The organism is Leptospira ainazelensis, from assembly GCF_016918785.1.
Classification (GTDB): Bacteria; Spirochaetota; Leptospiria; order Leptospirales; family Leptospiraceae; genus Leptospira; species Leptospira ainazelensis.
Window position 1 is genome coordinate 1 of record NZ_JAFFPT010000045.1, and the last position, 23,489, is coordinate 23,489.

The window sequence follows — 23,489 nt, forward strand, 5'->3', positions numbered from 1 at the left end:
CCGTCGCTCGCAGAAGTGGACGTGATGCTTTCCGGAAAGATCGACGGATTCTTCCAGCTTCGAGATTCTTTGGAAACGATCAAGGACAACTTTGATTATGTCATCATCGATTGTCCTCCGAGTCTTTCTATGATTACCTTGAATGCGTTTGTCGCATCGACGGGGCTTTTGGTTCCTCTCCAGGTTTCCAAATTCTCCTTGGATGGGATCGAAGCGATCTTGGAGGCTCATAAGAATACGGTGAAACGTTTTAATCCTTCTCTGAAAGTTTTAGGCGCGGTTCTAACGATGTTCAATCCGAGGACCACTCTTTCGCAAACCTTGGAACCGATGATCGAACCTTATCTGAAATTATTTTCCTCGAGAATTCCTCCATCCGTGAGCGTGGAAGAAGCTCACATGTTAAAGCAGACTCTTTTTGAATATCAACCAAAGGGAAAGGCTTCCAAATGTTACCAGGGTTTGGTGGAAGAGGTTCTTTCTCTTGGCTAAAAAAGATCTTCTCAAACAAGCCGCGGGTGCTCACGTTCGTAAAACTCTGGGTGGCGAAAATTCCTCCGAAACCCCGCTCCAGAAAACGAGTTCGGTTGTTCCGGAAAAATCGGTCCCAACGGATTCTTCCCAAAACGTCCTTTTATCTTCTTCCGAGATTCGTTCGGGAGAGAACGTTTCTAAAGAAGAATCGGATAAAACTGAAAATCCGCCGATTCAGAATTCATCCTCTTTCGAGGCAAGAGAGGAAAAACATTTGCCCAAAAAGAACCACCTCCACAGGATAAGCAGTGTCATGAGATTGGAAGATTATACGAAACCGGAATCCCCTGAAAGAGAAGGGTCCTCACGTTTTTTAAAGATTGCCGGAGTGATTCTACTCGCGCTTGCGATTTGGTTTTTTTGGCCCGCAAAACACGAGATCTATATGGACATCGATAAGATGACACCGGAGAAGGTTTCGGGAATGAGCTCTCAAAAAGAATATCATTTCTCTCATGGACAAGACTTCTTTATCTATTATAAGAAGGGTTGGTCCACTCCGAAAAGAGTTCGTCTTTCGATCTACAAGACGGACGGAGGAAAGGAAGAATTTTCGGTTCAGGAAAAGGATTTTCGAAAGAGTTTCGAGAAGTTCCAAACTTATTACGATGATACGTTCTTTGATCAGCAAGGATCCTACGAAGTAGAGATTCGAGACGAAGACGGAGAACTCCTCGTAAACAAAAAGTTCACGATCGATTGAGCTTTTCAAACGATTCCGTATATAATATAAATTGAATGAACTCAGAATCTAAATCCTTTTCCAACGGAATGTCTTTTTTTGTTTTTAAGGCGTTCGTATTCTTCATATTCCTTTTTCTTTTTACGGACTGCGCGAAAGAACCGATCCCTTCGAATATTCCCGCAGGAGCGAAGTTTGAAAAACAATTCAACGCTTACGTTTTTACGGAACCCGGAAGAAGAAGAATCTACTACGACAACGGTAAGATCTATCAAGATTGTGAAATCAACGAACTGGGTTTAGAAAACGGCATTTGTAAATTTTATTCGAAATATGACGATCGTATGTTGTCCACCGGGCGCTTTGAGAATTCGGTTCGCCGAGGAGAATGGATTTGGAATTTCGACAATGGGAATCCTTACATTCGACAAAACTTCGGAAAAGGAAATAGAAAACCCGAAGTTTTGATGAGCGGGGACGAAGGGAACGAAGAAGGTTCCTACGAAAGATTTTATGTAAGCGGTCAGGTGGAATTAAAGGGAAGTTATTCGGACGGTTACAGAAACAATCTCTGGCAGAAATTTTATCCGGACGGTGAATTGGAATACACAGGTTATTATAAAAATGGAAGAAAGATAAGAACCTGGTTTTATTATTATCCAACTCACAAAACCGAGGCGATCGAAGTTTTTGACGAGAATGGAAGTTTTCTTTCGAGAACGACTTTCCTCCCCGATGGAACTAAGAATTGCGAGATGTTAAAAGGTTCCCGGACGGCCTGTGAAACGTTAGCTTCTTCCAAAAAATAAATTCGTGAAGTTTACTTTCGGAATTTTATTTCTTCTCGTAGTTTATCTAAGCGTTTATTTTTCGCTTACGATTTCCAATCTCTGGATTCTTCTTTCCACATTTTCGGTAGTTCACATCGGTCTTTTTCAAGCATATCGAGAAAATCTGAACCTAAAATTTTATCTTCTCTGTTCGATCGTTCATCTTTTGAGTATCCTTCTGATGAATTTTTACTTTCGACAAACGTAAAAGTTTTCTAAAATTAAACGAAGTTGGCTCGAAATTTTTTCAGGATCGATTTGTAAGCCACGAACAATCCGATTTTGAACATAGAAGAATATTCTAAAATTCTAACCTATGGGCGAATGCTTTTTCGTTAAACCGACTTTCCGGACGTGAAATCCAGAATCCAGGTATTCATCGATAGGACCGTGAATAAAAATACTACAAAAAGAATAATTCCCAAGATCGAAAAGCTGATAAAAATCGTGTTTCTGATGATTCTAAACTGAAGATAACTGATCGAAAGTGTGATATTTCCCGCGGGGGTCAGCTCGTCGCTTTTTCCCATTCTAAAATAATTACGAATGTAGAAAAGCATCAGAAAAAAGATAAGAACCAGAAGAAGTATTCCGAATTCAAAAGAATAATGTTTTTGAAGAAGGAAGATCGGTATATAGACGAGATTTCCCAAAACGATTCCGGCAACCATGATGATTACGAAATGAAAAAGAATCGGAATCCACGAGATTTTGGAATTTGAGTTGGACTGAAATTCCCCTTCTTCTCCGTTTTGAGCCGTTTCCAAAACTCCAAAACGATCCGCGATTTTTTTTCCGTAAACTTTAGGAATCGCAAAACACATATAAACTAAAAACCCGGTCAAAGTGAATAAGGCTAAGGAAGAAATCGTCCCTATGATCGGAGTTTGCGGAATGCTCCTCATCGGATGTTGAAGGGACATCAGAACGGGAAGAATCGAAATCAAATAAAGGCTTCTATTTAAAAAAGTATAGAACCAAGCTCGGTAGTAAAGACTCAAAAACGAAGTGACCGAGAGGAATATTAGAAATCCGTAAATAAACAGCATAATCTTCTGTCCGAGAAGAATTCTGTTCAATCGATCCACAGTAGCGTCCAACTGCGCGTCGGCGGGAATAGTCTTCTCGTTCAATTCTTCCATCACTTTGGAGGTAAGCACGATCTTTGAGATCAATCCTCTTTCGATTCCCCATTGCGGTGCGAGCTCCCTTCCGGAACCTTCCAAAAGAGCCTCCATTGAATCCATATCTCTCGGATCGTAGAATACGGGTTCGAAGGAGATATTAATCAGACAGAATAATAAAATGATAAAGGGGAGTATTTTAGAAAGTTGTGTTTTCATAATTTAGTTAGAGGAGGAATACAAAGATTGCGGTCATTGCAATTCCTAAAACGCCGAGAGCAACCAGAATCGTTATCAACAATCCTGAATCTTCGTTCGTTTGAGAATTTTGGGACGTCGCCTTGGAAGGCTGTTTTGCCGTCTGAATCGTTTTTTCTCCAGTGTATGGTTTTACTTTGATCGAGTTTTCTTCTTCGTAGATTTTTCCAAATATATCGGCGCCGATCTGAACCACGGTTTCGTTTTCGACCCCGTTGTTTTTGGATGTGATGATAGTTCCCGGTACGGGACGGATTTGTCCTTCCGGGGTTTCCAACTTCATCGATTCGATAATGACCTGCGAAGAAGTATCGGCTTTTAAAAGTTGAATCATCACCTTGTCGCCGGTTTTTAACGAATTGATCTGAACTCCCGAAACGGGAGAAAGAACAAATTTCATCGGAACCACTCTTGCTCCGGATGGAATGTATTGTTCTACCGATTCCGCCGGTTTTCCAAATTCAACGGCTGGAGAAGAAGATTCAAAAGAAGGAAGATCTTCGTCGGTTCCACCGGATATATCCGAAGAAATTTCCGCCGAGATACTTGGGTTGTTCTCTTCGTCGAGCTTCGCTCTATCAGCAATCATATAAAAAATTTGTATATCGGGTTTAGAATTTCCGGCAGCTTGATTGATGACCTGATTGAGAAGATAGGAAATCTTTTCGTTGTCTTTGCCCTTGAAATAATGCATGAGCTGTTCCATGAAATCATCCGATTTGCCGTTGGTTTGAAAGAGCTCGTTTAATTTGTTCGTGAGATTCTTAAGTTGTTTTCCTTCGTATTTCAATTTTTGGCAAAGGTTTGCGACGTCTTTGTGAGAGGAAACCGAAAGTTGTATGGATGCGATGTTATCCGACTGGCCTACCGCGACGACTTCCAGCTTATCGATCTTTGCGTTCTGAATGTCAATGACGCATGTAAAAAGAATGTGTATCGAAGAAGCGGCATCACGAGAGATGAATTGAAACGAATAGACCTGATTGGAGCTCATGTATTTTCAACTTAAGAAGGCTCCGTTTTGGAAACTTTCTTCTTTATTTTTGACATTCTGGTTCGGATTCAGAGAATTGTCAAACTAAGGAAGGTTTTAACCTTCTAAATTTAAGAGTTTTTTGATGAAGTCAAATTTGTTCCGGGGTTCTTTGATATTTCTGGTAACCTCCCGCTATATACGGGGGTCCCGGGTCGCAGGTCTCCTATCGTTAAAGTCTAGACTTTCGTTTATCGTGATGGCAGTGGGTGTTTCACTGTTGATCGTTGTCTTATCCATCTTCAACGGATTTCAAAGACAGGTAAAAGAATCTCTTTGGCAAGGCGGCCCGCACATCACCATCGAAAATAATTTTGATTCCGGCGATATCAAGAATTACGAAAAGGTAGTCGCTTGGATCAGTAAGAATCCTTACTTAAAAGATAGGATCGTTTCCATCGGTGGAAGTATTACCAGTCATGGATTGATTCAAAACAGCAATTCTTTTATTCCCATCATGGTTCGTGCGCTTCCGGTTGAGAACATTCAGGAATTAATCGGAAATCGTCTTCCGAACTTTCCAAGGATCGTCCATCACAACCGTGAAGAGATCATGAATTATAATTCAGAAAATCAAGTTCTCATCGGTAAGGAAATGGCCGGGCTTTATAACTTTGATTTAGGCGCGAATCTTACGATGGCCGTACCTGGCGGAAGATTTTCTCTCGGGAAGGGTGTCGACGTTTCTATCAAAACGTTTCGCACCGTCGGATTTTTTAAAACCGGTTACTATAACTATGACACTCACTATGTTTTTCTTTCGCTTCCCGTTGCACAAAGATTTTTCAGTTTAAAGGATTCCGTAAATCAGATTGCGATCAAGGTGAAGTCTTTGGACGATCTGCAAAACTGCAAAAGAGAAATTTTAAAAGAATTTAGAGATCCTGAATTCGAAAATGAGATCGGTTACTCGGCGTCTTTCGGCGTAAGAACGATCGCGGAAGAACAGGAAAACTTTTTTACGGCGTTAAAGCTGGAAAAGACGATCATCTCTATTATAGTTTTCTTATTTATCATTCTTGCCGCGCTCGGAATGGTAGCCAGCGTTTATAGTTTGGTGAGAGCTAAAAGAAAATCGATCGGGGTCTTAAAAGCTCTTGGATTGCCTTCATCCGGCATTCTGCTTATCTTTACGTTAAACGCGATGGTGGTCGGAATTTTAGCTTCTATCGTCGGCGGCGTTTCCGGAATTTTTATCGCGAGCAACTTGGAAACGATCGTAAACGCGCTTTCCGAACTGATCAACATGGTCGGATTCTATTTTTATCATTCCGAGTGGACTAACGTGGAATTGGTTCCGAAAGACGTCTACTACTTCGATCATATCCCCGTCGACATAGACATTTCGTTTATCTTTATGGTAACGACCGCGGCGACGATTCTTTCCGGAATCGCGGGTTATTTCCCGGCGAGATGGGCCGCCGGACTCAATCCTGTGGACACAATAAGGAACGACTAACGTGAGTCTGATACAAGTAAGAAATTTAGTAAAAAATTATCATATCTTAGATAAGGAATTTAAGATTCTGGATCATCTGGATCTCGACGTAGAGGAAGGAGAGATCGTTTCCGTAGAAGGAAAATCCGGAATCGGAAAATCGACACTTCTCAACATTTTAGGATCGATGGATACTTATGATTCCGGGGAAGTGAACGTTTGCGGAGTTTCTTTGGATCAAATTTCCGAAGTAGGAAAGGAAAAGTTTAGAGCGGAGAAAGTTTCTTTTATCTTTCAACATCATCTTCTTCTTCCCGACTTTACCGCGTTGGAGAACGTGAGCATTCCTCTTTTGATCAACGGGGTTCAGCCGGGAAAGGCGAGACAACTTTCGATCGAAATGTTGGATCGAGTCGGATTGAAAGATCGGCACGATAACTTTCCTTCTCAATTATCGGGAGGGGAAAGTGCGAGAGTCGGCGTAGCAAGGGCGCTCGTCGCAGGGAAGAAACTCGTACTTGCCGATGAACCGACTGGAAATTTGGATCGTGAAAATTCTCGAAATCTCATGGCTTTGATTCTGGAACTTCAGAAGGAATTTCGTTTTTCCATGGTGATCGTAACGCACGACATGGAACTCGCCGCGCTGGCTCACAAAAGAAATCAGATGGCGGGCGGAAAGTTGCAGCCGATTTCCTAAGTTTCAAAATCGGAAACGAGGAATTTTTGTCCTTTGTTCCGAAAGAAAAACTTTGCTGAAAAAAAGCTTGAAAGCGACTTAAAGTCCATTCCCAAGTAAAATCGGTAAAACGAAACTTCAAAATAAAACCGATTCTTTCCGTTCGTTATCGATAATCTCCGAATTTGACAAAAGAAGATTCGAAAGTAAACGGGAAGCGAGGTTATACTTTTGAAAAGAAGTTACGGAGAATGATCAGCCGAATGTCGTTGGAAACCTGTCTGCACTGTGGAACCGATCGTTCGATCTGGAACGAACGCGGAAAGATAGGTTGTATTCATTGTCTGAAGCTCTTTCGAAAGGAATATCGGACTCATCTGCGGAGCGAAAACATCGATTTTTCCTCTCGTTATCTAAAAGGCCCCGAGTTCGATAAGTTTGCCCGATTTGAGTCGCTCTCCGAGCCGGAGAAAATTCGGGAGTTGGATCAAATCGCCCCCCCTTTTACCTTTCGTTTTAGAATCAGCCGAAATCTCTCCGGGAGAATTTATCCGGCAACCTCCGGAGTTCCGACCCAAATTTTAAAACCATTCTTATTAGAAAGAATGGAGGTCGATCCGGCCCATCTTCGAACAAAAGACCTCCCAACAAGAATCCCTTGGGGAGAAGGAAATCTATTTTCCGGCGACGAAGACCATCTTCGTTGGGAAATTCTCTCTTCTTCTTTGGGAGAATTGTTTCGAAGAATCGAAAATTCTCCTTTGGAAAAAATGGAGAATCGAATTTTTTTTGATTTCGACGAAGAATTAGGTTATGTCACCTCTTGTCCGACCAACGCGGGTTTGGGAACTAAAATCAGTCTAAAATTCTCCACAAAGATCTGGAAAAAAGAAGGAGTTCCTACTTTTAAGGTCCCCGGCTTTTTAGAGTTTTACCTTGAAAATTCTTCAGAATTCGCCGTTTTTTATCTGAAAAATTTTGCCTATTCTCAAAAAAATTCCTTTTTAAATTTAGTTTATTATTTAGCCTTACAGGTGGAACCGGGGTTTTAGCCCGGAATTTTTACTCTAACTTCCGTTCCTTTTTTGAAAACGTTCCGATATTGAAATTAAAAGCAGAACCTCACTCTCGGGTGGGAAATTGGATGCGAATTCAGTCTAATCATTACAAATAAAACACAAAGGCGCTGTTATGCTGGAATTTACAAAAAGAGCCAAAAGAGTCATCAACGAGATTGCTCAGGATGAGGCGAAGCGTCTTGGTAGCGATTATATCGGGCCGGAGCACATCCTTCTCGGTCTCCTCAAGGAAGAGGATTCGGTCGCTATCAAAATCCTGAACAACCTCAACATTAACCTCAACGAGTTGCGTAAAGAGGTGGAAAGAAGAACACGTGAAGCGTCCGGAGCCTTGCTTATGGACGTCGCCGGTGGTCAGGATCGATATCAAAAAATTATCGAACTTTCCAAAGAAGAAGCAAAACGTCTCAAACATAATTACGTCGGGACGGAGCATATCCTTCTCGCTCTCTTGAGAGATAACAATAATATCGCTGGTGGCGCACTCTATTCTTTCAGCGTAAATTATAATGTTATAAAGAGCGAAATTCTTCGTTTACTCGGAGCTCCACCGACAAGTTCCGTAGGAGTGAGTTCCGCGGCACAATCCGGTCCTCAAGGAACTCAACCTCGTCAGGAGAAAACAAAAACTCCGATCTTGGACGAGTTTGCACGCGATCTCACACAACTTGCAAAGGATAAGAAGTTGGATCCGGTTGTGGGAAGAGCCGTTGAAATTCAAAGGGTCATTCAAATTCTATCTCGGAAAACAAAAAACAACCCGGTTCTTGTAGGAGAATCCGGAGTGGGTAAAACCGCAATTGTAGAAGGTCTTGCTCTTGCGATCGTTGAAAAAAGTGTTCCGGATCTTTTATTCGAGAAGAGAGTTCTTTCTTTGGATCTTGCGTCTTTGATTGCCGGAACCAAATACAGAGGAGAATTTGAAGAACGTCTGAAAAAGATCATGAAGGAAATAACAACTTCCACAAACATCATCATCTTTATCGACGAGCTTCACACTCTGATCGGAGCGGGGGCTGCGGAAGGAGCCGTTGATGCCGCGAACATTCTCAAACCTGCGTTAGCGAGAGGAGAACTCCAGTGTATCGGTGCGACTACGAGCGCGGAATATCGGAAATACATCGAAAAAGATTCCGCTTTGGAAAGAAGATTCCAAGTCGTAAAAGTGGCGGAACCATCCGTGGACGACGCGATTCAGATTCTGCAAGGATTGAAAAAAGCGTACGAAGCTCACCATAAAGTGAGATATTCCGATAAGGCTTTGGAACAATCCGTAAAACTTTCTCACAGATATATCAACGATCGTTATTTACCTGACAAGGCGATCGATATCATCGACGAGGCCGGAGCAAAAGCCCGTTTGGCGAATTGCGCTCGTCCTCAAACGATCAAGGATCTGGAAGAAGAAATCAAATCTCTTGCGACCAAAAAAGAAGAATTGGTCCGCGCTCAAGAATACGAAAAGGCCGCCGGCGTTCGCGACGAAGTGAACCGGAAAAAACAGGCGATGGAAGAAAAGATCCGTTCTTGGCAGGAGAAGATGGAAGACTTCGCGGTCAACATCGAGGAAGACGATATTCTTTCCGTGATCTCCTTATGGACCGGAATTCCTTTGGAAAAAATGGAAGAATCGGAATCCGATAAACTTCTCAGACTCGAAGACGAACTCAAAAAAAGGATCGTCGGTCAGACCGATGCGATCGAAAAAATCGCGAAAGCGGTGCGCCGTGCGAGAACCGGATTCAAAAGTGAAAGACGACCGACTGGATCTTTTATCTTCCTCGGACCAACCGGAGTCGGTAAGACCGAACTTGCAAAAGCTCTCGCGAACTTTCTCTTTGGTAACGACGATGCAATGCTTCGTGTGGATATGTCCGAATATATGGAACCTCACGCCGTCAGCCGTTTGATCGGAGCTCCTCCCGGTTATGTAGGTTACGATGACGGAGGCCAGTTGACCGAGTTTGTCAGAAAAAGACCGTATTCCATCATTCTTCTGGATGAGATTGAAAAGGCGCACCACGACATTTTCAATATTCTTCTTCAGATCATGGAAGAAGGAAACTTGACCGATACGAAAGGGCGCAAAGTCAACTTTAGAGATACGATTATCATCATGACTTCCAATATCGGAGCGAAGGAAATTCAATCCGGAGGAAGACTCGGTTTTGAAGATCGTAAGGACGAAGCTGCGAAATACAAGTCCGATCAGACCCGCGATCAGTTGAAAAAATACTTCAATCCGGAATTCTTAAACCGTGTGGACGAAGTCATCTACTTCGGATCTCTGACCAAAGAAAATATCATGGCTATCATCGATATTATGGTGATTGATACGAACAAAAGATTCCGCGAAAAGGCGATCCAAGTTTCGATTACCGGAGCGGCTAAAGATCATATCATGGATATCGGTTACGATGAGAAGTTCGGTGCGAGACCGCTTCGCAGAGTTTTCCAAAGAGAACTTGAAGATCACATGGCCGTTCAGACTCTCAAAGGCGCTTACAAGGAACCTACTAAAATCGAAATCGATTTCAAAGAAGGAAAACTTGACTTTGTGGAAACTCCGTGGACCGACTACAAACCGGCTGACGCGAAAGCCGGAGGAGACGACAATTCTTCCGGTAATCCCGAAAGGTCGGAAGAAATTGCCTTAGTCTAAAGGATGCCGATTCTCATCCCTGTATTGATTCTGGTTTCTTATCTTCTGATTCGGAAGATCTGGTTCCATCTGAGGAAAATCAGAACCATTGCAGGGATTGAGAAAATCTCTCTCTGCGTTTTTCACCCCGATTTATTTCTTCCCGAGGTAAGGGTCTTTTACAAGTATTACTTTCAGGGCGGAGTTTACTACGGCTCGGGTTATATGCTTTTGACCGATTTTCTCGGCCAGGAAGAATACTCAATCTATCGAAATACGGACGGACTTCCGGTTCTCGAAATGGAAGATCAAGTCGTTCTTTCCGAAGAACAGATCGAGCATTTTCTAATGCAAAAGTATCCGAGTATCATCGTTTATATAGATCCCGTAGAACCGTTTCATTCTCTCATTGATTGTATCAATGCAAAGTCGATGAGAATGACCGCCTAAAGATTCAAGAGAGTATCAATATGCTGATTCGAAAATTTCGTTCCATTTTTCTCGTTTTGAGTATCCTTGCAGTATTTCATTCTTCTTTAATATATGCACAACCCACCGAAGAATATACTTCCGCTCTGAAAGAATTCGAAGGTAAGAATTACGAAAAATGTTTGGAAATCATCCGTGCCCTTCATGAAAAAGGGGGGAGATCCTACGAATCTCATTACCTCGCGGGGCATTGCCATTTTTCAGCGGGAAGAACCAAATCTGCGGGCACCCATTGGTCCGAAGCCCTTACTATCAAACCGGGAGATCCCGTCGTCAGTCTGGACTTTGCTAGATATCTTTTGAACAACGGAAGGGAAGACGACGGACTGGATATCATCGCCCGCGCATACGAGCTCAATCCTCGAAACAAAGACGTTCGACTTCTTTTTGGAACCGCGCTTCTTTATAATGGAAAGGCGAAGGATGCGCTGAACATCACCGAAAAATTAAAAGCGGAAGACTCGAACGATTATCGTCCTCTTGTTCTGGAAGGTCAGATTTATTATTATCTGGGAAGTATAGAAAAAGCGGAAGTGAGTTTGAAATGGGCAAACTCTTTAGTTCCCAATAACGCAAACGTTTTGAACAACTTAGCTCTCGTCTACGAAAAGGCATCCAATCAAGAAAACAAAAAGGGAAAGTTTGCAAATGCGAAGAATTATCTAAACTCCGCGAAGGAACAGATCGAATCCGCTTTGAAGATTGAACCGGAAAATCCTCACTTCAAAGGTAATCTCAGAAGAATCGAAGCAAAACTCAATGCCCTCTCCAATAGCTGAACAAACCGTCCTCTTTAACACTCTCGGTTGCAGGCTCAATTTTTTTGAGTCTGACGGTTTGTTTTCCTCTCTTACAAAACACGGATATCGTTCTGCGGAAGGGGAAGAACATCCCGAGGTAGTCATCATCAATACTTGTACGGTGACCAATAAGGCCGATTCCCGAAACCGGAACACGATCCGTAACGCGATCAAAAAATTTCCGGGTTCCCAGATTTGGGTAACGGGTTGTTACGCGGAAACCGATCGTGAATCGATCGAAGCTATCCCCGGTGTTGCGGGCGTTGTCGGGAATACGGAAAAATCAAAACTTCCTTCGATGATTCTTAAAAAAAAGGGACTGATCGGTTCGGATGATTTGTTCGGAGTCGTTTACGATCGTTTTTCTTACTCGGACGTATTGCCGAACGGACATACCCGCGCTTACTTGAAAATTCAAGACGGGTGCAACCGGAAATGTTCTTATTGTAAGATTCCACAAGCGCGCGGTTTGGGAGTTAGCAGAAACTACGAAGACGTTTTGGACCAGGTCCGATTCTTACAAGATCACGGAGTCGGTGAAATTACTTTAACGGGAGTAAATCTCGGATGGTATCGGGACTCCGAAAATAAAAAAGCATTCAACCGCATTTTGAAAGATATCTTAAGTATATTAGAATATTCTAGACTTCGAATTTCTTCTATCGAACCTCCCGATGTCGGGAATGAACTCGCTGAATTGATGTCTCATCCTCGATTTACTCCCTTTCTTCATATTCCCCTTCAGAGCGGAAGCGCGGAAATCTTAAAAAGAATGAAACGAACTTACACTCCGGAAACTTTTCGTAAAAGGGTGGAAACCGCAAAGGAAAAAATCCCCGGACTTTTCCTAGGAACCGACGTGATCGTGGGATTTCCGGGTGAAACTGAAGAAATGTTTCATGACAGCGTGAAAATGGTTCAAGAACTCGGTTTTGCAAAAATTCATGCGTTTCCATTTTCGGTTAGAAGAAACACGTTAGCCGAAACGTTCCCGGATTCCGTTACGAAGGAAATAAAAAAGGAAAGAGTTCATGTTCTCAATTCTCTTTCGAGAAAGTTGCATAAGAATTATGCGGTCGTTGAAACTGGAAAGGTCCGGGAAGCGATTCTGGAACAAGGCGGGACGGCGGTCACCGATAATTATCTCAAAGTGAGAATTTCCGAGGAAGAGTTGAAAAATCTGAAAACGGGCCAATTTCTAAATGTGGAACTTTCGGAATACCGAGAGGAAGACGATAAAGAGGGAATATTTTCCGGCAGAGTTTTTAGATAAGAATTCCATATTCTTTGCCGGAAAATTTAAAGTTTTTCTAATGTTCCAGTCGCGGCGTTGGATCTTTAACTCCTAATAACTCGAAAATTAAACTTTGAATTGAGATTTTAGAAGCGGCCTCTACTTTCTAATTCCGTTTCAATGGACTTAGAGTTTCGACAAAATCCGATCCGATTTTAGAAAAATCAAGATCTTTGCTTTTTTATGGGACTTAAAGTCTCGACAAAATCCGATTTTGAAGAAGTCAAGATTCTCACCGTTTTATAGAAAATTAATTTCAGGAATTTATCCTTTTGGGTTGGAGTTGATTTAAAGGATAAAAGCTTTTCCCAAAACCTCGGAATGTAGGAACTCCAATAAAAATTTTGCACCCAATACGTTCGTTAGAAAAAGCGAAAACTGATTAAGAGACGTAATCTGTAGGAACTCCAGCATTTTATTGTGAATAGTTGAATTGGTCTATATAGCTTTTTCGTTTACGATTTTGGAAAAACCTCTAAATCACAATTCTTAAAACGAAGTAAAGGGTAAGATCCATTTAATTTTTTTGTGGGAACTCCTCATTTTTTCGAGGGAAGAAAAATTTCAACGGTTGCTTCCGATGTATTCAAAAATTCTAAAGTAAGATAACCCCCGAATACTTTCAAAAGGGCGCTATGAATCGTAAGACCCTGTCCGGCGGTTTCAACGAGTTCGAATTCTTTTTTTGCAACTCTGTTTTTGATTCGAATGAGAATTCCTTCTTTTTCTTGAAAGGAAATAAAAACTTTCTCTTTGTTCCCTTCCCCCGAATGACGAACCGCGTTTCGGATGGATTCTCGGCACGCGTAAAAAAGGATTTCTAAAATCTCGGGTTTTGTGATCGGAAAATTTTCCTTGAGTTTGGAGTCGTATTTCCACTCAAACCAAGAGAATTCAAATTCTGAACCCATCCGTCGACTCAGAGCGTCGATCAAACCGAGTCTCTGAATTTCCAAACTTGTATCCGGTAATTCTCTCAAAAAACCTGAAACCTTTTTGTGGAGATCCGTCAAAAGTTGAATCTGTTCTCCGATGACCGGGACGGGTGGTATTTGCGATAATTCTAATATGGAAGAATGGATATCCGGGAGGATTTCATCGTGAAGAATTTGCCGGGTTTTATAATCGGCGATCCTTTGTTCTTCTATATGTTTTCTTTGCAGTGAACTTAAAGTCTGTGCGTTACTTTCCACAAAAAGAGAATTTAACATCCAAGCGACCGCCGCTTTAGCGATTTCGACTTCTTCTTCCGCATAAAGACCGCCGTCGATTTTTTGCCCTAAAAATAAGAATCCCGTTCCGGAATGATCGTTCTCCACTCTTATACAAAGCACGTAACCGAAAGAATTCTCGTCATTCAAATAGGCGAGTCCGTCTTTTTCGAAAATCAGATTAGAATATTTGAATTCGATTTTATCGGAAAATTCGGTAGAAGAGGGATATTGCAAAAGTAGATCCGGAATAAACGGGATTTTATTCTCGTTTAAAAAAAATCCCTTCGAAGTTTCCAAAATTTTCGAACATAAAATTTCGAATGAAATCTGAAATCGAGTTTGAATTTCCTTTTCTTCGGAAAACCGGTTCCTGGAAAATTCTTCCGGGATCATAATCGATCGTAGAATCGAATTTTCCTCCAGTCTCAGATCCTTGTTCTTTTTTAAAAGGAACGTTCTGGAAACGATATAAACGTAGGAGATGCAGAGGAAAAGTTCGATTTTCTGAAATTTGAAAATGCCAAGCACCAAATAGATTCCGGAAAGGGTAACAAATCCGAGAACCGCGTTTCTCCATTCTCGCCGTAAGCTGATTTTCGGCAAAATTCTTCCGGTAAAAATTTCATAGGAAATCAATGCCCTTCCTAAAACCAAAATGGCAACCGCGACAAACAATTGAATTCCGATTAGAAATCCGTAAAACAACATAGGACTTCTTTGCGATTGTAGAACCGGATCTTCAGATATTTCGAGACCCTTTCCCAAGAATAAAAAGAAAACAAGAATCCAAACTCCAAGGAGTAGGAGCGAGGTCGTATACAAATAAGGAACCGCTTTTTCTCTGGCGATTTCAGGAAGAATCTGTTTCGAAATTCGAAAGGATTTTAGCGCCACGATCGGAACTAAAATACAAACAAAAATATAGATCAAATACGACAAACGGAACGAAAAAGGAACTATATTCCAAAAATTGAATAAAGATAAATTAGAATCGAATTTTCGAACCCAAAAAATAAAAAAGATATAGGCAAAAATTTGAGTTAGGATCAAGATCCGAAAAATAAATCGGTAGAATCCATTTTGTTTTAGAAAACCCACAAACCAGATGATGATAAAAAACCAACCGAATGGAATCAGTATCAATCCGAAGATTCCGGGAAAAAAATAGAATGCGGGATAACCCGAAACTTCGAATAATCCGAATTCTCCGATCCAGGAAAAAAAACCGAAAAGAATGGAAGCCGAGATTAAAATTGAAATTGTGAAGGTGGCGGATCGATCCCTTTTTTCCAGGTTTACGTAAGTTGTGGAAGCGAGCCAAAGCAGAACGGAAGATAAAAAAAGAAAAATAGAACAGATGAAAATTTCCGGATCAAGATTCAATGTTTGTTTCCCATCGGATCCATTCTCCCGATCCGTTTCTATAATAAGCGCTTCCGTCTTCCTCCCACTGAAGGAAGCGATTTTCTCGCACGATCAAAGCTGCTCTTGTCCGCGCGACCTTTTCATCGGAGTTTGATTCGTTTAAGTCCCACGCCGCATAGATTTGCCCGTTGATTCTGCTGATCGTACGTTTATCTTTAAAACCGAGCCTTGTTGCGATCTGTTCGTTGTTTTGTCCTTCGGCTAACATCCGTGCTACGGTTCTTTCGTTCGGCTCTAAGATTGCCATGGGGGAGTTGTCATCCTGATCTTTGACTTCTTCGATTCTCGATTCGATTTCAGGGTCGATAAAACTTTTTCCTTCATACGCGAGCTGAATCAAGGGAACGATCATCTGCGGTAGGAGATAATTGGACTTACGGACGTAGGCGTAATGGCTCAAGATCCCCGATTTTCGAAAGGTGCGAAAGTATTCGTCGCTGTCTTGAATGGAGTAAATGACTACCGGTTTTCTAGGAAACTCTTTTCGAAGCGCCACAACGGTTTCGATGCCGTTTAACGTTCCTGATAAGCGAACGTCGATGAGAATCACGTCGAATTCTTTTTTTAAAGAAATTTCGATCGCCTCCTCGCCGCTTGCACCTTCGTGGATGATTTTGAATTTACCGGTTTCTTTTAAACCTGCGACAAGGGCCTTTCTCAGCTTCTCGTTATCTTCTACTATAAATAGTTGGAGTGGATTCTTATTCATGGACCGACGACCAGATTCTAAGTTTTTTTAACCGTCTTTGTCAAGCACTTGAGTGCCTTGATTCGAGCACACGGAGGGATGAATTGTTTTTTCAAACCTTGTATAGTTATCGTCATGAAAAGAATCTTTGAAGTTGTATTATCCTTCTTTGCCCTCACTGTTTTCTCGCCGCTTCTCATTGCAGTGAGTTTGTTAGTTTTGATCGTAGATGGTCGACCGATCTTTTTTTTACAGCAGAGAGTCGGTTTTTCAAGAAGACCGTTTCGAATTCTCAAATTTAGAACGATGCGGAACGGCGAAATCACAAACCTCGGTCGTTGGCTCAGAATCATGGGTATAGACGAGTTGCCCCAGATCTGGAATATTTTCAAAGGTGATATGGGAATCGTCGGCCCGAGACCTCTGACTCAATTTGATATCGATCGATTGGGTTGGAACCGAAAATTCTACGATATCCGCTGGGCGATACTTCCCGGAATCACGGGTTTGTCGCAATTATACGCAGGAATGGGTTCTCGGGTCTCCTTTTGTTTCGATCGTTCCTATCTAAAAAATCGAAATATAAGATTGGATATTCGCATTGTTCTCTTAACATTTTTGATAAACGTATTCGGTAAAAGAAGAATCAGTGAGAAACTCAAAAACTCCCTTACGCTGCGAAAACGATCGATTCGTTGGAAACCTTGGAGAGAACATTTTAAAAAAAATGAAAGCCGTCCTCTGCCGAAAATCGATTCCCAAGTTTTAGAATTAAACCCGAATGAAATGAGTTCTATCGCCTATTCTCTCGCCGTCTTTCAGCTCGGCGAAGCCGGCGAGGGACGAATCGCGAAACAAATCGATAAGACGATCCTTTTCGGTATCGACGATTTTTACAGAGAAGCGCTAAAACTTTTCGTTAAGGAAGAGGGAAGGCACGCGAGAATTTTGGGAGAATGTGTTCGCGCACTCAAAGGAGAATTGATCGAATCCAACTGGACGGAAAGGTTGTTTCACTTTGGCAGGAGACTTCTTGGAGTTCGTTTAAAGTTGATGGTATTGCTCGCAGCCGAGGTGATCGGAATCTGTTTTTATAAAAGGCTCACTGATAAAATTCCGAACGGTTTTGTTAAAGCGGCCTTACTGGAAGTGGTGAAGGATGAAGAAAAACATCTGAAATTTCACAGCGACTTTTTTAGAATTCGAGTTCGAAATTTTTTCACCAAGATTCTTTTTCGGATTCTCTGGAGATTGATCTCGTTCGCCGCTTGTGTAACGGTGATTTTAGATCATAGAAAGACGTTTAAAGTTTTAGGAATTTCAAATTGGAAAACCTTTCAGAAATTCCAGGAGATAGCAAGGTCAACCGAGGTTTTTATTCTTGAAGGTTTGAATTGGAAGTTGATTGGAAATCGTTGGTCAATCTTAGATAAATAGGAATTTGATTTCAGAGAATCGATTTATTTCCTCTCATTCGATCGAATGAAATGAAAAATCATCTCAATGGATTTCTAAAGGTCTTCTTTTTCGATTGCTGTTAAATATACGTTTTGAGAACAATCCTGTGAAATAAGAAAAAGGAGAACGTATTATGGAACAGTGGATTGCACTTTTTAAAAAACATTGGTTAAAAGGATTCGGTCTGATTTTGCTCCTGATTGTAAATCCGATCGTTTGTATCGGACCCGGTCATCGAGGCGTCGTCACAAACCTCGGATCCGTATCGGATCGAATTCTCGGGGAAGGAATCAATTTTGTGGCGCCGATCCTTCAGTCGGTAAAAAGTATCGACGTAAGGATTCAAAAAGTGGAGGCGAATTCAACGGCCCCTTCCAGCGATTTGCAGGAAATTCATACTATGATCACTCTCACTTATCATCTTTCTCCGAACCAGGTAAATAAACTATATCAGGAAATTGGAATGGACTATGAAGAAACGATCATAGTTCCGGCGATTCTCGAAACTATGAAACACGTAACGGCTCAATTTACCGCTTCGGATCTCGTTATCAAAAGGGAGACGGTTTCTTTGAAAATTCACGATCTTCTTCACACCAAACTCGGTAAATTTTATATTCTTGTCGACGAAGTGTCTATGAAGGATTTCGAATTTTCTAAAACGTTTTCGGAATCGATCGAGTTAAAACAAAAAGCGGAACAAGACGCGCTTCGCGCAAAAAACGAATTGGAACGGGTTAAGATAGAAGCCGAACAACAAATCGTAAACGCAAGAGCGGAAGCTGAAACGCTCAGGTTGAAGTCGCAACAAATTACGCCTATGATGGTCGAGATGGAAAGAATCAAAAAATGGGACGGCAAATATCCTGATACTTATCTTGGCGGAGGCGCGAATACGCTGTTTCAAATTAAATAATTCGATCCGAGTTTGAAAACGTCAGTTTACCTTTCTTCCGAAAGAGTCGAACTTTTGATTCTTTGGAACCATTCGTCTTTTTGAAGATCGATTTGAAAATGGGAACGGACTTCTTCTTCGAATTTCGAAGATGTTGTCTTTTCCCAGTGATGAATACATAGTTTCGCGTTTTCAGATTTGTATTTTAGAAGAGGACCTTTCCCAAAAATTCCGCCGATATAACTATTACATTTATGACATCCATAATATTCTACCGCGATCGGAGGCAGCAAGTAAGGCCCTCGATCGTATATCAAGCTGCATCCAACGGGAAAAAACGCGGTAAGAAGGAACGTTATACTTCGTTTGAAATCTAAGAATTTGGATTTTGAACTCATAAATAAAAAATCTCAGTTCGAATCGGGTTTATTTTTAAGAACGGATAAACTCGTCCGTCGTATCTTCTTCCTCCTTGAGATCGTAAAAACCGTACTCGAAATCTTTGCCCGCTACTACTTCCAAGCCGTAGACGTGTTCGGAAATTCTTACATTCTTAACGATATCAAGATGATACATCGCGGCTAAAAATTTCATCTTATCCAAAGAAATCTTATCGTTGATCTTTGGTCCCACCGAAAATTCATTTTTAACCCAATCTAAAACTACGAGTTTTCCACCCTTTCTCATCGAACGAATGAGTCCGTCCATGGCAAGACCCGGATCGGGGAATGTGGACAATACTAAAGAAGCAAAAACGGCGTCCGGAGTCGGCACCCATTCCGGTAAAAGCGGGTGATCGGATTTTTCTATGAAAAAAGGAGTGAAGTTGGTGATCTCGTCTCTATTTTTCCAATGAAGAATTTCATCGATCAACTCTTGCTGACATTCTCCGCCCCAAATCCAGGCTTCTTTTGGAAGCTGCTTTTTTAATTCTAAGGTAAAAAAACCAAGACCCATCCCGAAGTCTACGAGGTGAGCGACGTCTTTAAAGTTAAAATGTTTGAAAACCGTTTCCGGGGGAGTAAGTTCGCGTCGTTTACTGGAAATCAGAAAATTCTGATATTCGGGATTTTCGTAGTAATCGAGGTCGCTCATCGGTTTCTCACTCAGGATTATGTCTAATCGATTTGATAGGAAAAGTCAAACCCGAAATCTATTTTGTCCGGATCGACGCTTTCTTTCAAAAGGCGTTCAATTGGGATTCTTTATTAAATTAAGCGGTTTCAGCTGACGATATAATAACCAAGACATTCCTTTTATGAAAATTATAACCCGGATCATACTATTATTTTCATTCTTGGCGTTAGTTTCCTTTCCGGGAGCTCAGGATACGGTTCTAAATAATACGCAGGTGGAAAACTACAGCGTTGCGAATTTGATACACGCGGAAATTCTAAAAAAGGATGAAAACTCGATTCGTATTTCTTGGGAAGCTCCCAGAGAGACTGGAGAAATAATCATCGCTCGTTCTTCGAGCATGATCGATACTCCTGAAAAATGTATGGTCGCGGATTCTTTGGGAAAGTATCCGAGCGGAATTGCCGGCGGAGTAACCCAGATATTCGATTATAATCTAAAGCCCGGCACTTATTACTACGCAGTGATCCTAGCGCATCACGTTAAAAAAAATACGATCAAACTGATACCGGGAAAAAACTTCACTACGATTCCGGTGATCGTGGAACAAGCGCTCGTTCCGGGAAATACAAACACTGAAAATAAAACCCCGGAACTTCCCGATGATGCAAGAATTACGGATTTAACGGTTAAAAAAGAAGGTAAGTATTTAAGATTGAATTGGTCTCCATACGAGAAGGCGATTTCAAATGCGACCGTTTATACGGTTTATCGTTCTTTAGAACCTATGTCTTCTTTATCGTTGATGAGAAAAGCTGAAAAAATCACCGAATTGAGTCATCCTGAAACGACGTTCTTGGATCAAGATCTCGGAAAATCGCAGACTTGGTATTACGGAGTCAGCGTTCGTTCCGGAGCTAAGGAAATTCTTCCTTTGGTAAACGGCCAGTCGTTTACTCGTTTCTTTTATATAGGAACTCCGAATAAGGATAATCCGGATAATATTACAAATTCAGAATATCCTTACGATGAAATGCACGTCAAAGATCTAACGGCGACTCCTGAGGAACTGAACGTCAAGCTGGAATGGAAGGCCCCCGAAAAGGCGGATGAGAATACTACTTATACGATCTACCAGGCTCTTAAACCGTTGAGCGGAGGAACCGCTACTTTTCTCGGTGGAAACGTCCGGAAATTGGGAGAGGTTGCCCATCCCGAAACCGCCGCTCAAATTCGATTAAAATCGAGAAGCACTCAAATCTATTTCGGAGTCACGGTAAAACGTCAGAATAAGGAAGAATTCAATCTTGTTGAAAACGAATCCTTTGCGGTTATCAACGCCGATCCGAACGTGATCGGCACCGAGAATCAAGAGAATGTACAAAAGGACGAAAATCCGAAAGTTCAAGACGAGAACAAAAGTCGACCTGCGGGACAAGAGGAAGACTTTTCGGGAACGGACGACGAAGTCGATGCCGTTCTCAGAAAAACTTATTGGAAACGAGCCTATACCGATGCCGTACAAGATTTAAAACCTTTTACCGGAAACGGAAATTCGGCCGAAGTAAGAGGTAAGGCAAAATTTTTCACTGGACTCTCTCACTATAGAAAAGGCAATTATAAGGAAGCGCTTAAGTTTTTGATCAACAAAGATAGTAAATTTTACAATTCAGAACGCTCGGAATTTTGGTCGAAGCGCTGTCTGTCTCGGATCTCCGGAGGAAATCCATGAATCGTTCTATTATATTAATTACGGGTTTTTTGTTTATTTGCGCCGGTTTATTGACCGGGGTTTATCAAACCACGATTCAAGACGAAGATTCTAAACGTAAAAACGTTTTGGAAAGAATCAAAGAAGGCGAAGAATATCTAAAACAATCCAACGCAAAATCCGCGGAAAAAGCCGTGGATATATTTTCCGAACTCTCAGCCCGAGAGATTCCGGACGAACATTCCTTTCGTGTAAAATACGATATGGGAAGAGCCTTGGAAAGAAATCAGGACAGTCTTCTCGCCTTAGGAATTTACAGAGAATTGAATCAGAAAGAAGGATTGTCCAGGGACGAAAGATCCAAAGTCGCCTACTCGATGGGAAATCTTCTTCTCCAACTCAATCGGGACGAGGAGGGAAAGGGACATCTCGAAGAAGTTCTAAGAATTTCCGCTGAACCGAAACTCCGTTCCAACGCGTTATCCGCCATTGCCGACTATTACATGAAAAAGGGAAATTACGATCTTTCCCGCAAAAACTATGTTCTCGCATTACAAGAAGATCCTGAAAACGTGAAAGCGAGAGTTCGTTGGGGAAAATCTTTACGAAGAATGGGAAAAGATTGGTCCTCATACGACGTCTATGACGATTACGCACAAGCCGGATTCTACTTTGATCCTGAAAAAGAAAAAGTAAGCTCCGAGTTCCGAAGCGGAATTTTGGAAAAGGCGAGACAACTCTATGTTCGCAAACAATACTACGGCGCGATCGAAACGTTTAAGAAAGCTTTAGAAATGGGAATCAGCCCGAAAGCCGAAGAACAGGCGTTATTCTACATCGCTGAAAGTTACGAAGCGATCGGAAAATCGGATTCTGCGCTCCAATATCTAAATCGAGTTCTTGGAAACCAAGACGGTTCTTTGGATCAAAACGCGCTTTTTCGAAAAGGTACGGTTTATTTTAAGAATGGAAAGTATGAAAAGGCGGCCGCTCTTTTCCAAGAAGCTACGGATAAATATCCGGATTCTCCGGTAGGAAGAAAGGCGAGCGCTTGGAAAAAAGAATCCTTGGATCAAGTGGAAGATAATCTTCACTATAAGGAATCGGACAAGGCGAAAAGTAAAGATGACTTGGAAACTGAAAGATTCGACTAAGAAACTTCCGTCTTAATAAATTCTTCGTCCTTGAGTTCGATCTTAATCCCGAGAATATCGTAGATCGCGTTCGGGATATCCACGATCGCTTGGATCTTATCCTTTAAGATCGGAGTATATTTTCCGTAAAGAATGGTGGGCACCCGATTGACGGTATGTACGTCCACCGTGAGATCTTCCAAGTTTCCGTGATCCGAGGTTATGATCAGTTGATCCTTTTCCGGATCCAAAACTTCGGTAACACCTTTTAGAAAAGATTCTAATTCTCCGATGTATTTTTCGGCCGCTTCCCAGTTCATCTTATGTCCGACCTTATCGGTCAGAAAAAATTCATAGATACAAAGGGTGTAATCGTCGTTTTTGCAATTTTGAACGATCGACTTTCCGGTTTCGTAAGGATCACGAACTCGAAAGAGATCGTCCGATTCTTCTAAAAACCCTTGCGAAAACTCTCTTAAATATTCGTGAGTTATGTCCATATAAAGGCCTTTGCCTTCTCTCAGATCTTCCATGGATTTGAGCGGACGATCACTCGCCATCTGGATGAGGGTCGAAGCCGAAACGTGACGGGGATTTTTTTTGATATGTTCCGCAAACGCGGGAGAATAGCAGTTGAGGAGGTCGGCTTTAAAACCGTGTTCGTCCAAAACACGAATGATGGAATATTTACTGATGATCTTCTTGAGAGTGAAGGTCGGAAAACCGCTCAAATGTCTTTGAAGCACGTTACAAGCGTTGATTCCCGTCCAAAGAGAAGTCTGACCGGTCGCGCTCTGAGGAAGGCCTTTGATTCCTAAAGAAGCGTCGGTTTTGATAAAAACGGTATTTTTAAGAATTTCGGAAGATTCTTCCGGAATCGGTTTACTCGCAAGGGGCAAAAAGAAGGATTTTGCATAACGAGCAAAGGGATTGGTTTCCGGATCATTGGGCCCGAAGCCGATTCCGTCGATGAACATATAAAAGATCATAGTTTTCCGTCTGGTTTT

The 23,489-nt window shown here is 41.8% G+C and carries 22 protein-coding genes; 15 read left to right on the top strand and 7 right to left on the bottom strand.

From position 1 onward, the window contains the following. The 4 genes from JWG44_RS11175 to JWG44_RS11190 form a co-directional block, all read left to right on the top strand. Positions 1-492 (top strand): ParA family protein (locus JWG44_RS11175; protein ID WP_205275036.1); only part of this gene is annotated, 492 nt, incomplete at its 5' end. Further along, positions 485-1,237, top strand: coding sequence for a hypothetical protein (locus JWG44_RS11180; protein ID WP_205275037.1), 753 nt, complete (start codon positions 485-487; stop codon positions 1,235-1,237). The genes JWG44_RS11175 and JWG44_RS11180, both read left to right, overlap by 8 nt. A 68-nt stretch (positions 1,238-1,305) precedes the next feature. Beyond that, entirely contained in the window at positions 1,306-2,025 is a 720-nt protein-coding gene (locus JWG44_RS11185) for a toxin-antitoxin system YwqK family antitoxin (protein WP_408611964.1), read from the top strand. 4 nt (positions 2,026-2,029) lie between these two features. Then, on the top strand, positions 2,030-2,254 hold the full coding sequence (locus tag JWG44_RS11190) for a hypothetical protein (protein WP_205275039.1): 225 nt from the start codon (positions 2,030-2,032) through the stop codon (positions 2,252-2,254). Between the two features lie 127 nt (positions 2,255-2,381). On the opposite strand, the gene JWG44_RS11195 is transcribed toward JWG44_RS11190, so the two are convergent. Both JWG44_RS11195 and JWG44_RS11200 read right to left on the bottom strand, forming a co-directional pair. Next, positions 2,382-3,389: an LIC_10230 family protein gene (locus tag JWG44_RS11195; RefSeq protein ID WP_205275040.1), complete on the bottom strand. Its 1,008-nt coding sequence runs from the start codon at positions 3,387-3,389 to the stop codon at positions 2,382-2,384. Between the two features lie 7 nt (positions 3,390-3,396). Beyond that, positions 3,397-4,422 carry a hypothetical protein gene (locus JWG44_RS11200; RefSeq protein ID WP_205275041.1) on the bottom strand — a complete coding sequence of 342 codons (1,026 nt, stop codon included), beginning with the start codon at positions 4,420-4,422 and terminating at the stop codon, positions 3,397-3,399. Positions 4,423-4,546: 124 nt separating this feature from the next. Here JWG44_RS11200 and JWG44_RS11205 point away from each other — a divergent pair, with 124 nt between their 5' ends. From JWG44_RS11205 to mtaB, 7 genes are all read left to right on the top strand, one after another. Continuing rightward, positions 4,547-5,920, top strand: coding sequence for an ABC transporter permease (locus JWG44_RS11205; RefSeq protein WP_205275042.1), 1,374 nt, complete (start codon positions 4,547-4,549; stop codon positions 5,918-5,920). 1 nt (position 5,921) lies between these two features. After that, the gene (locus JWG44_RS11210; RefSeq protein ID WP_205275043.1) at positions 5,922-6,599 is read left to right on the top strand and encodes an ABC transporter ATP-binding protein; all 678 of its coding nucleotides are present in this window, start codon (positions 5,922-5,924) and stop codon (positions 6,597-6,599) included. Between the two features lie 242 nt (positions 6,600-6,841). Continuing rightward, positions 6,842-7,630, top strand: coding sequence for an ATP--guanido phosphotransferase (locus JWG44_RS11215; RefSeq protein WP_205275282.1), 789 nt, complete (start codon positions 6,842-6,844; stop codon positions 7,628-7,630). Positions 7,631-7,769: 139 nt separating this feature from the next. Beyond that, on the top strand, positions 7,770-10,319 hold the full coding sequence (locus JWG44_RS11220) for an ATP-dependent Clp protease ATP-binding subunit (protein ID WP_205275044.1): 2,550 nt from the start codon (positions 7,770-7,772) through the stop codon (positions 10,317-10,319). Between the two features lie 3 nt (positions 10,320-10,322). After that, positions 10,323-10,748 carry a hypothetical protein gene (locus JWG44_RS11225; protein ID WP_205275045.1) on the top strand — a complete coding sequence of 142 codons (426 nt, stop codon included), beginning with the start codon at positions 10,323-10,325 and terminating at the stop codon, positions 10,746-10,748. A 20-nt stretch (positions 10,749-10,768) separates the two neighbouring features. Further along, a complete protein-coding gene (locus JWG44_RS11230; protein ID WP_205275046.1) occupies positions 10,769-11,566 on the top strand; it encodes a tetratricopeptide repeat protein in 798 nt (265 codons plus the stop codon). Continuing rightward, positions 11,547-12,860, top strand: a complete 1,314-nt coding sequence (gene mtaB, locus JWG44_RS11235; protein ID WP_205275047.1) for a tRNA (N(6)-L-threonylcarbamoyladenosine(37)-C(2))-methylthiotransferase MtaB — start codon at positions 11,547-11,549, stop codon at positions 12,858-12,860. The genes JWG44_RS11230 and mtaB overlap by 20 nt, the downstream gene beginning before the upstream one ends. Positions 12,861-13,420: 560 nt before the next feature. Here mtaB and JWG44_RS11240 read toward each other — a convergent pair. Beyond that, positions 13,421-15,478, bottom strand: a complete 2,058-nt coding sequence (locus tag JWG44_RS11240; protein ID WP_205275048.1) for a sensor histidine kinase — start codon at positions 15,476-15,478, stop codon at positions 13,421-13,423. Further along, the gene (locus JWG44_RS11245) at positions 15,468-16,229 is read right to left on the bottom strand and encodes a response regulator transcription factor (protein WP_205275049.1); all 762 of its coding nucleotides are present in this window, start codon (positions 16,227-16,229) and stop codon (positions 15,468-15,470) included. Before JWG44_RS11245 ends, JWG44_RS11240 begins: the two co-directional genes overlap by 11 nt. Positions 16,230-16,343: 114 nt before the next feature. On the opposite strand from JWG44_RS11245, the gene JWG44_RS11250 reads away from it, so the two are divergent. After that, positions 16,344-17,645 carry a sugar transferase gene (locus tag JWG44_RS11250; RefSeq protein WP_205275050.1) on the top strand — a complete coding sequence of 434 codons (1,302 nt, stop codon included), beginning with the start codon at positions 16,344-16,346 and terminating at the stop codon, positions 17,643-17,645. A gap of 154 nt (positions 17,646-17,799) precedes the next feature. Further along, complete coding sequence (locus JWG44_RS11255; protein ID WP_205275051.1) at positions 17,800-18,582, top strand: prohibitin family protein; 783 nt, start codon at positions 17,800-17,802, stop codon at positions 18,580-18,582. A 26-nt stretch (positions 18,583-18,608) separates the two neighbouring features. On the opposite strand, the gene JWG44_RS11260 is transcribed toward JWG44_RS11255, so the two are convergent. Both JWG44_RS11260 and JWG44_RS11265 read right to left on the bottom strand, forming a co-directional pair. Then, positions 18,609-18,959 (bottom strand): hypothetical protein, encoded by a 351-nt coding sequence (locus JWG44_RS11260; RefSeq protein ID WP_205275052.1) that lies wholly within the window; start codon positions 18,957-18,959, stop codon positions 18,609-18,611. A 34-nt stretch (positions 18,960-18,993) separates the two neighbouring features. Next, positions 18,994-19,656 carry a class I SAM-dependent methyltransferase gene (locus tag JWG44_RS11265; RefSeq protein ID WP_205275053.1) on the bottom strand — a complete coding sequence of 221 codons (663 nt, stop codon included), beginning with the start codon at positions 19,654-19,656 and terminating at the stop codon, positions 18,994-18,996. A 163-nt stretch (positions 19,657-19,819) separates the two neighbouring features. On the opposite strand from JWG44_RS11265, the gene JWG44_RS11270 reads away from it, so the two are divergent. Both JWG44_RS11270 and JWG44_RS11275 read left to right on the top strand, forming a co-directional pair. Next, a complete protein-coding gene (locus JWG44_RS11270) occupies positions 19,820-21,370 on the top strand; it encodes a fibronectin type III domain-containing protein (RefSeq protein ID WP_205275054.1) in 1,551 nt (516 codons plus the stop codon). Further along, positions 21,367-22,503: a tetratricopeptide repeat protein gene (locus JWG44_RS11275; protein WP_205275055.1), complete on the top strand. Its 1,137-nt coding sequence runs from the start codon at positions 21,367-21,369 to the stop codon at positions 22,501-22,503. The genes JWG44_RS11270 and JWG44_RS11275 overlap by 4 nt, the downstream gene beginning before the upstream one ends. Here JWG44_RS11275 and JWG44_RS11280 read toward each other — a convergent pair. Further along, positions 22,500-23,471: a metalloenzyme gene (locus JWG44_RS11280; protein ID WP_205275056.1), complete on the bottom strand. Its 972-nt coding sequence runs from the start codon at positions 23,469-23,471 to the stop codon at positions 22,500-22,502. The genes JWG44_RS11275 and JWG44_RS11280 overlap by 4 nt on opposite strands. Positions 23,472-23,489: the final 18 nt, after the last annotated feature.

Coding starts and splice junctions, on each gene's coding strand:
- JWG44_RS11185 (WP_408611964.1), top strand. CDS start 1,306: ATGTCTTTTTTTGTTTTTAAGGCGTTCGTATTCTTCATATTCCTTTTT.
- JWG44_RS11195 (WP_205275040.1), bottom strand. CDS start 3,389: ATGAAAACACAACTTTCTAAAATACTCCCCTTTATCATTTTATTATTC.
- JWG44_RS11200 (WP_205275041.1), bottom strand. CDS start 4,422: ATGAGCTCCAATCAGGTCTATTCGTTTCAATTCATCTCTCGTGATGCC.
- JWG44_RS11205 (WP_205275042.1), top strand. CDS start 4,547: ATGAAGTCAAATTTGTTCCGGGGTTCTTTGATATTTCTGGTAACCTCC.
- JWG44_RS11215 (WP_205275282.1), top strand. CDS start 6,842: ATGTCGTTGGAAACCTGTCTGCACTGTGGAACCGATCGTTCGATCTGG.
- JWG44_RS11220 (WP_205275044.1), top strand. CDS start 7,770: ATGCTGGAATTTACAAAAAGAGCCAAAAGAGTCATCAACGAGATTGCT.
- JWG44_RS11225 (WP_205275045.1), top strand. CDS start 10,323: ATGCCGATTCTCATCCCTGTATTGATTCTGGTTTCTTATCTTCTGATT.
- JWG44_RS11230 (WP_205275046.1), top strand. CDS start 10,769: ATGCTGATTCGAAAATTTCGTTCCATTTTTCTCGTTTTGAGTATCCTT.
- mtaB (WP_205275047.1), top strand. CDS start 11,547: ATGCCCTCTCCAATAGCTGAACAAACCGTCCTCTTTAACACTCTCGGT.
- JWG44_RS11245 (WP_205275049.1), bottom strand. CDS start 16,229: ATGAATAAGAATCCACTCCAACTATTTATAGTAGAAGATAACGAGAAG.
- JWG44_RS11250 (WP_205275050.1), top strand. CDS start 16,344: ATGAAAAGAATCTTTGAAGTTGTATTATCCTTCTTTGCCCTCACTGTT.
- JWG44_RS11255 (WP_205275051.1), top strand. CDS start 17,800: ATGGAACAGTGGATTGCACTTTTTAAAAAACATTGGTTAAAAGGATTC.
- JWG44_RS11260 (WP_205275052.1), bottom strand. CDS start 18,959: ATGAGTTCAAAATCCAAATTCTTAGATTTCAAACGAAGTATAACGTTC.
- JWG44_RS11265 (WP_205275053.1), bottom strand. CDS start 19,656: ATGAGCGACCTCGATTACTACGAAAATCCCGAATATCAGAATTTTCTG.
- JWG44_RS11270 (WP_205275054.1), top strand. CDS start 19,820: ATGAAAATTATAACCCGGATCATACTATTATTTTCATTCTTGGCGTTA.
- JWG44_RS11275 (WP_205275055.1), top strand. CDS start 21,367: ATGAATCGTTCTATTATATTAATTACGGGTTTTTTGTTTATTTGCGCC.
- JWG44_RS11280 (WP_205275056.1), bottom strand. CDS start 23,471: ATGATCTTTTATATGTTCATCGACGGAATCGGCTTCGGGCCCAATGAT.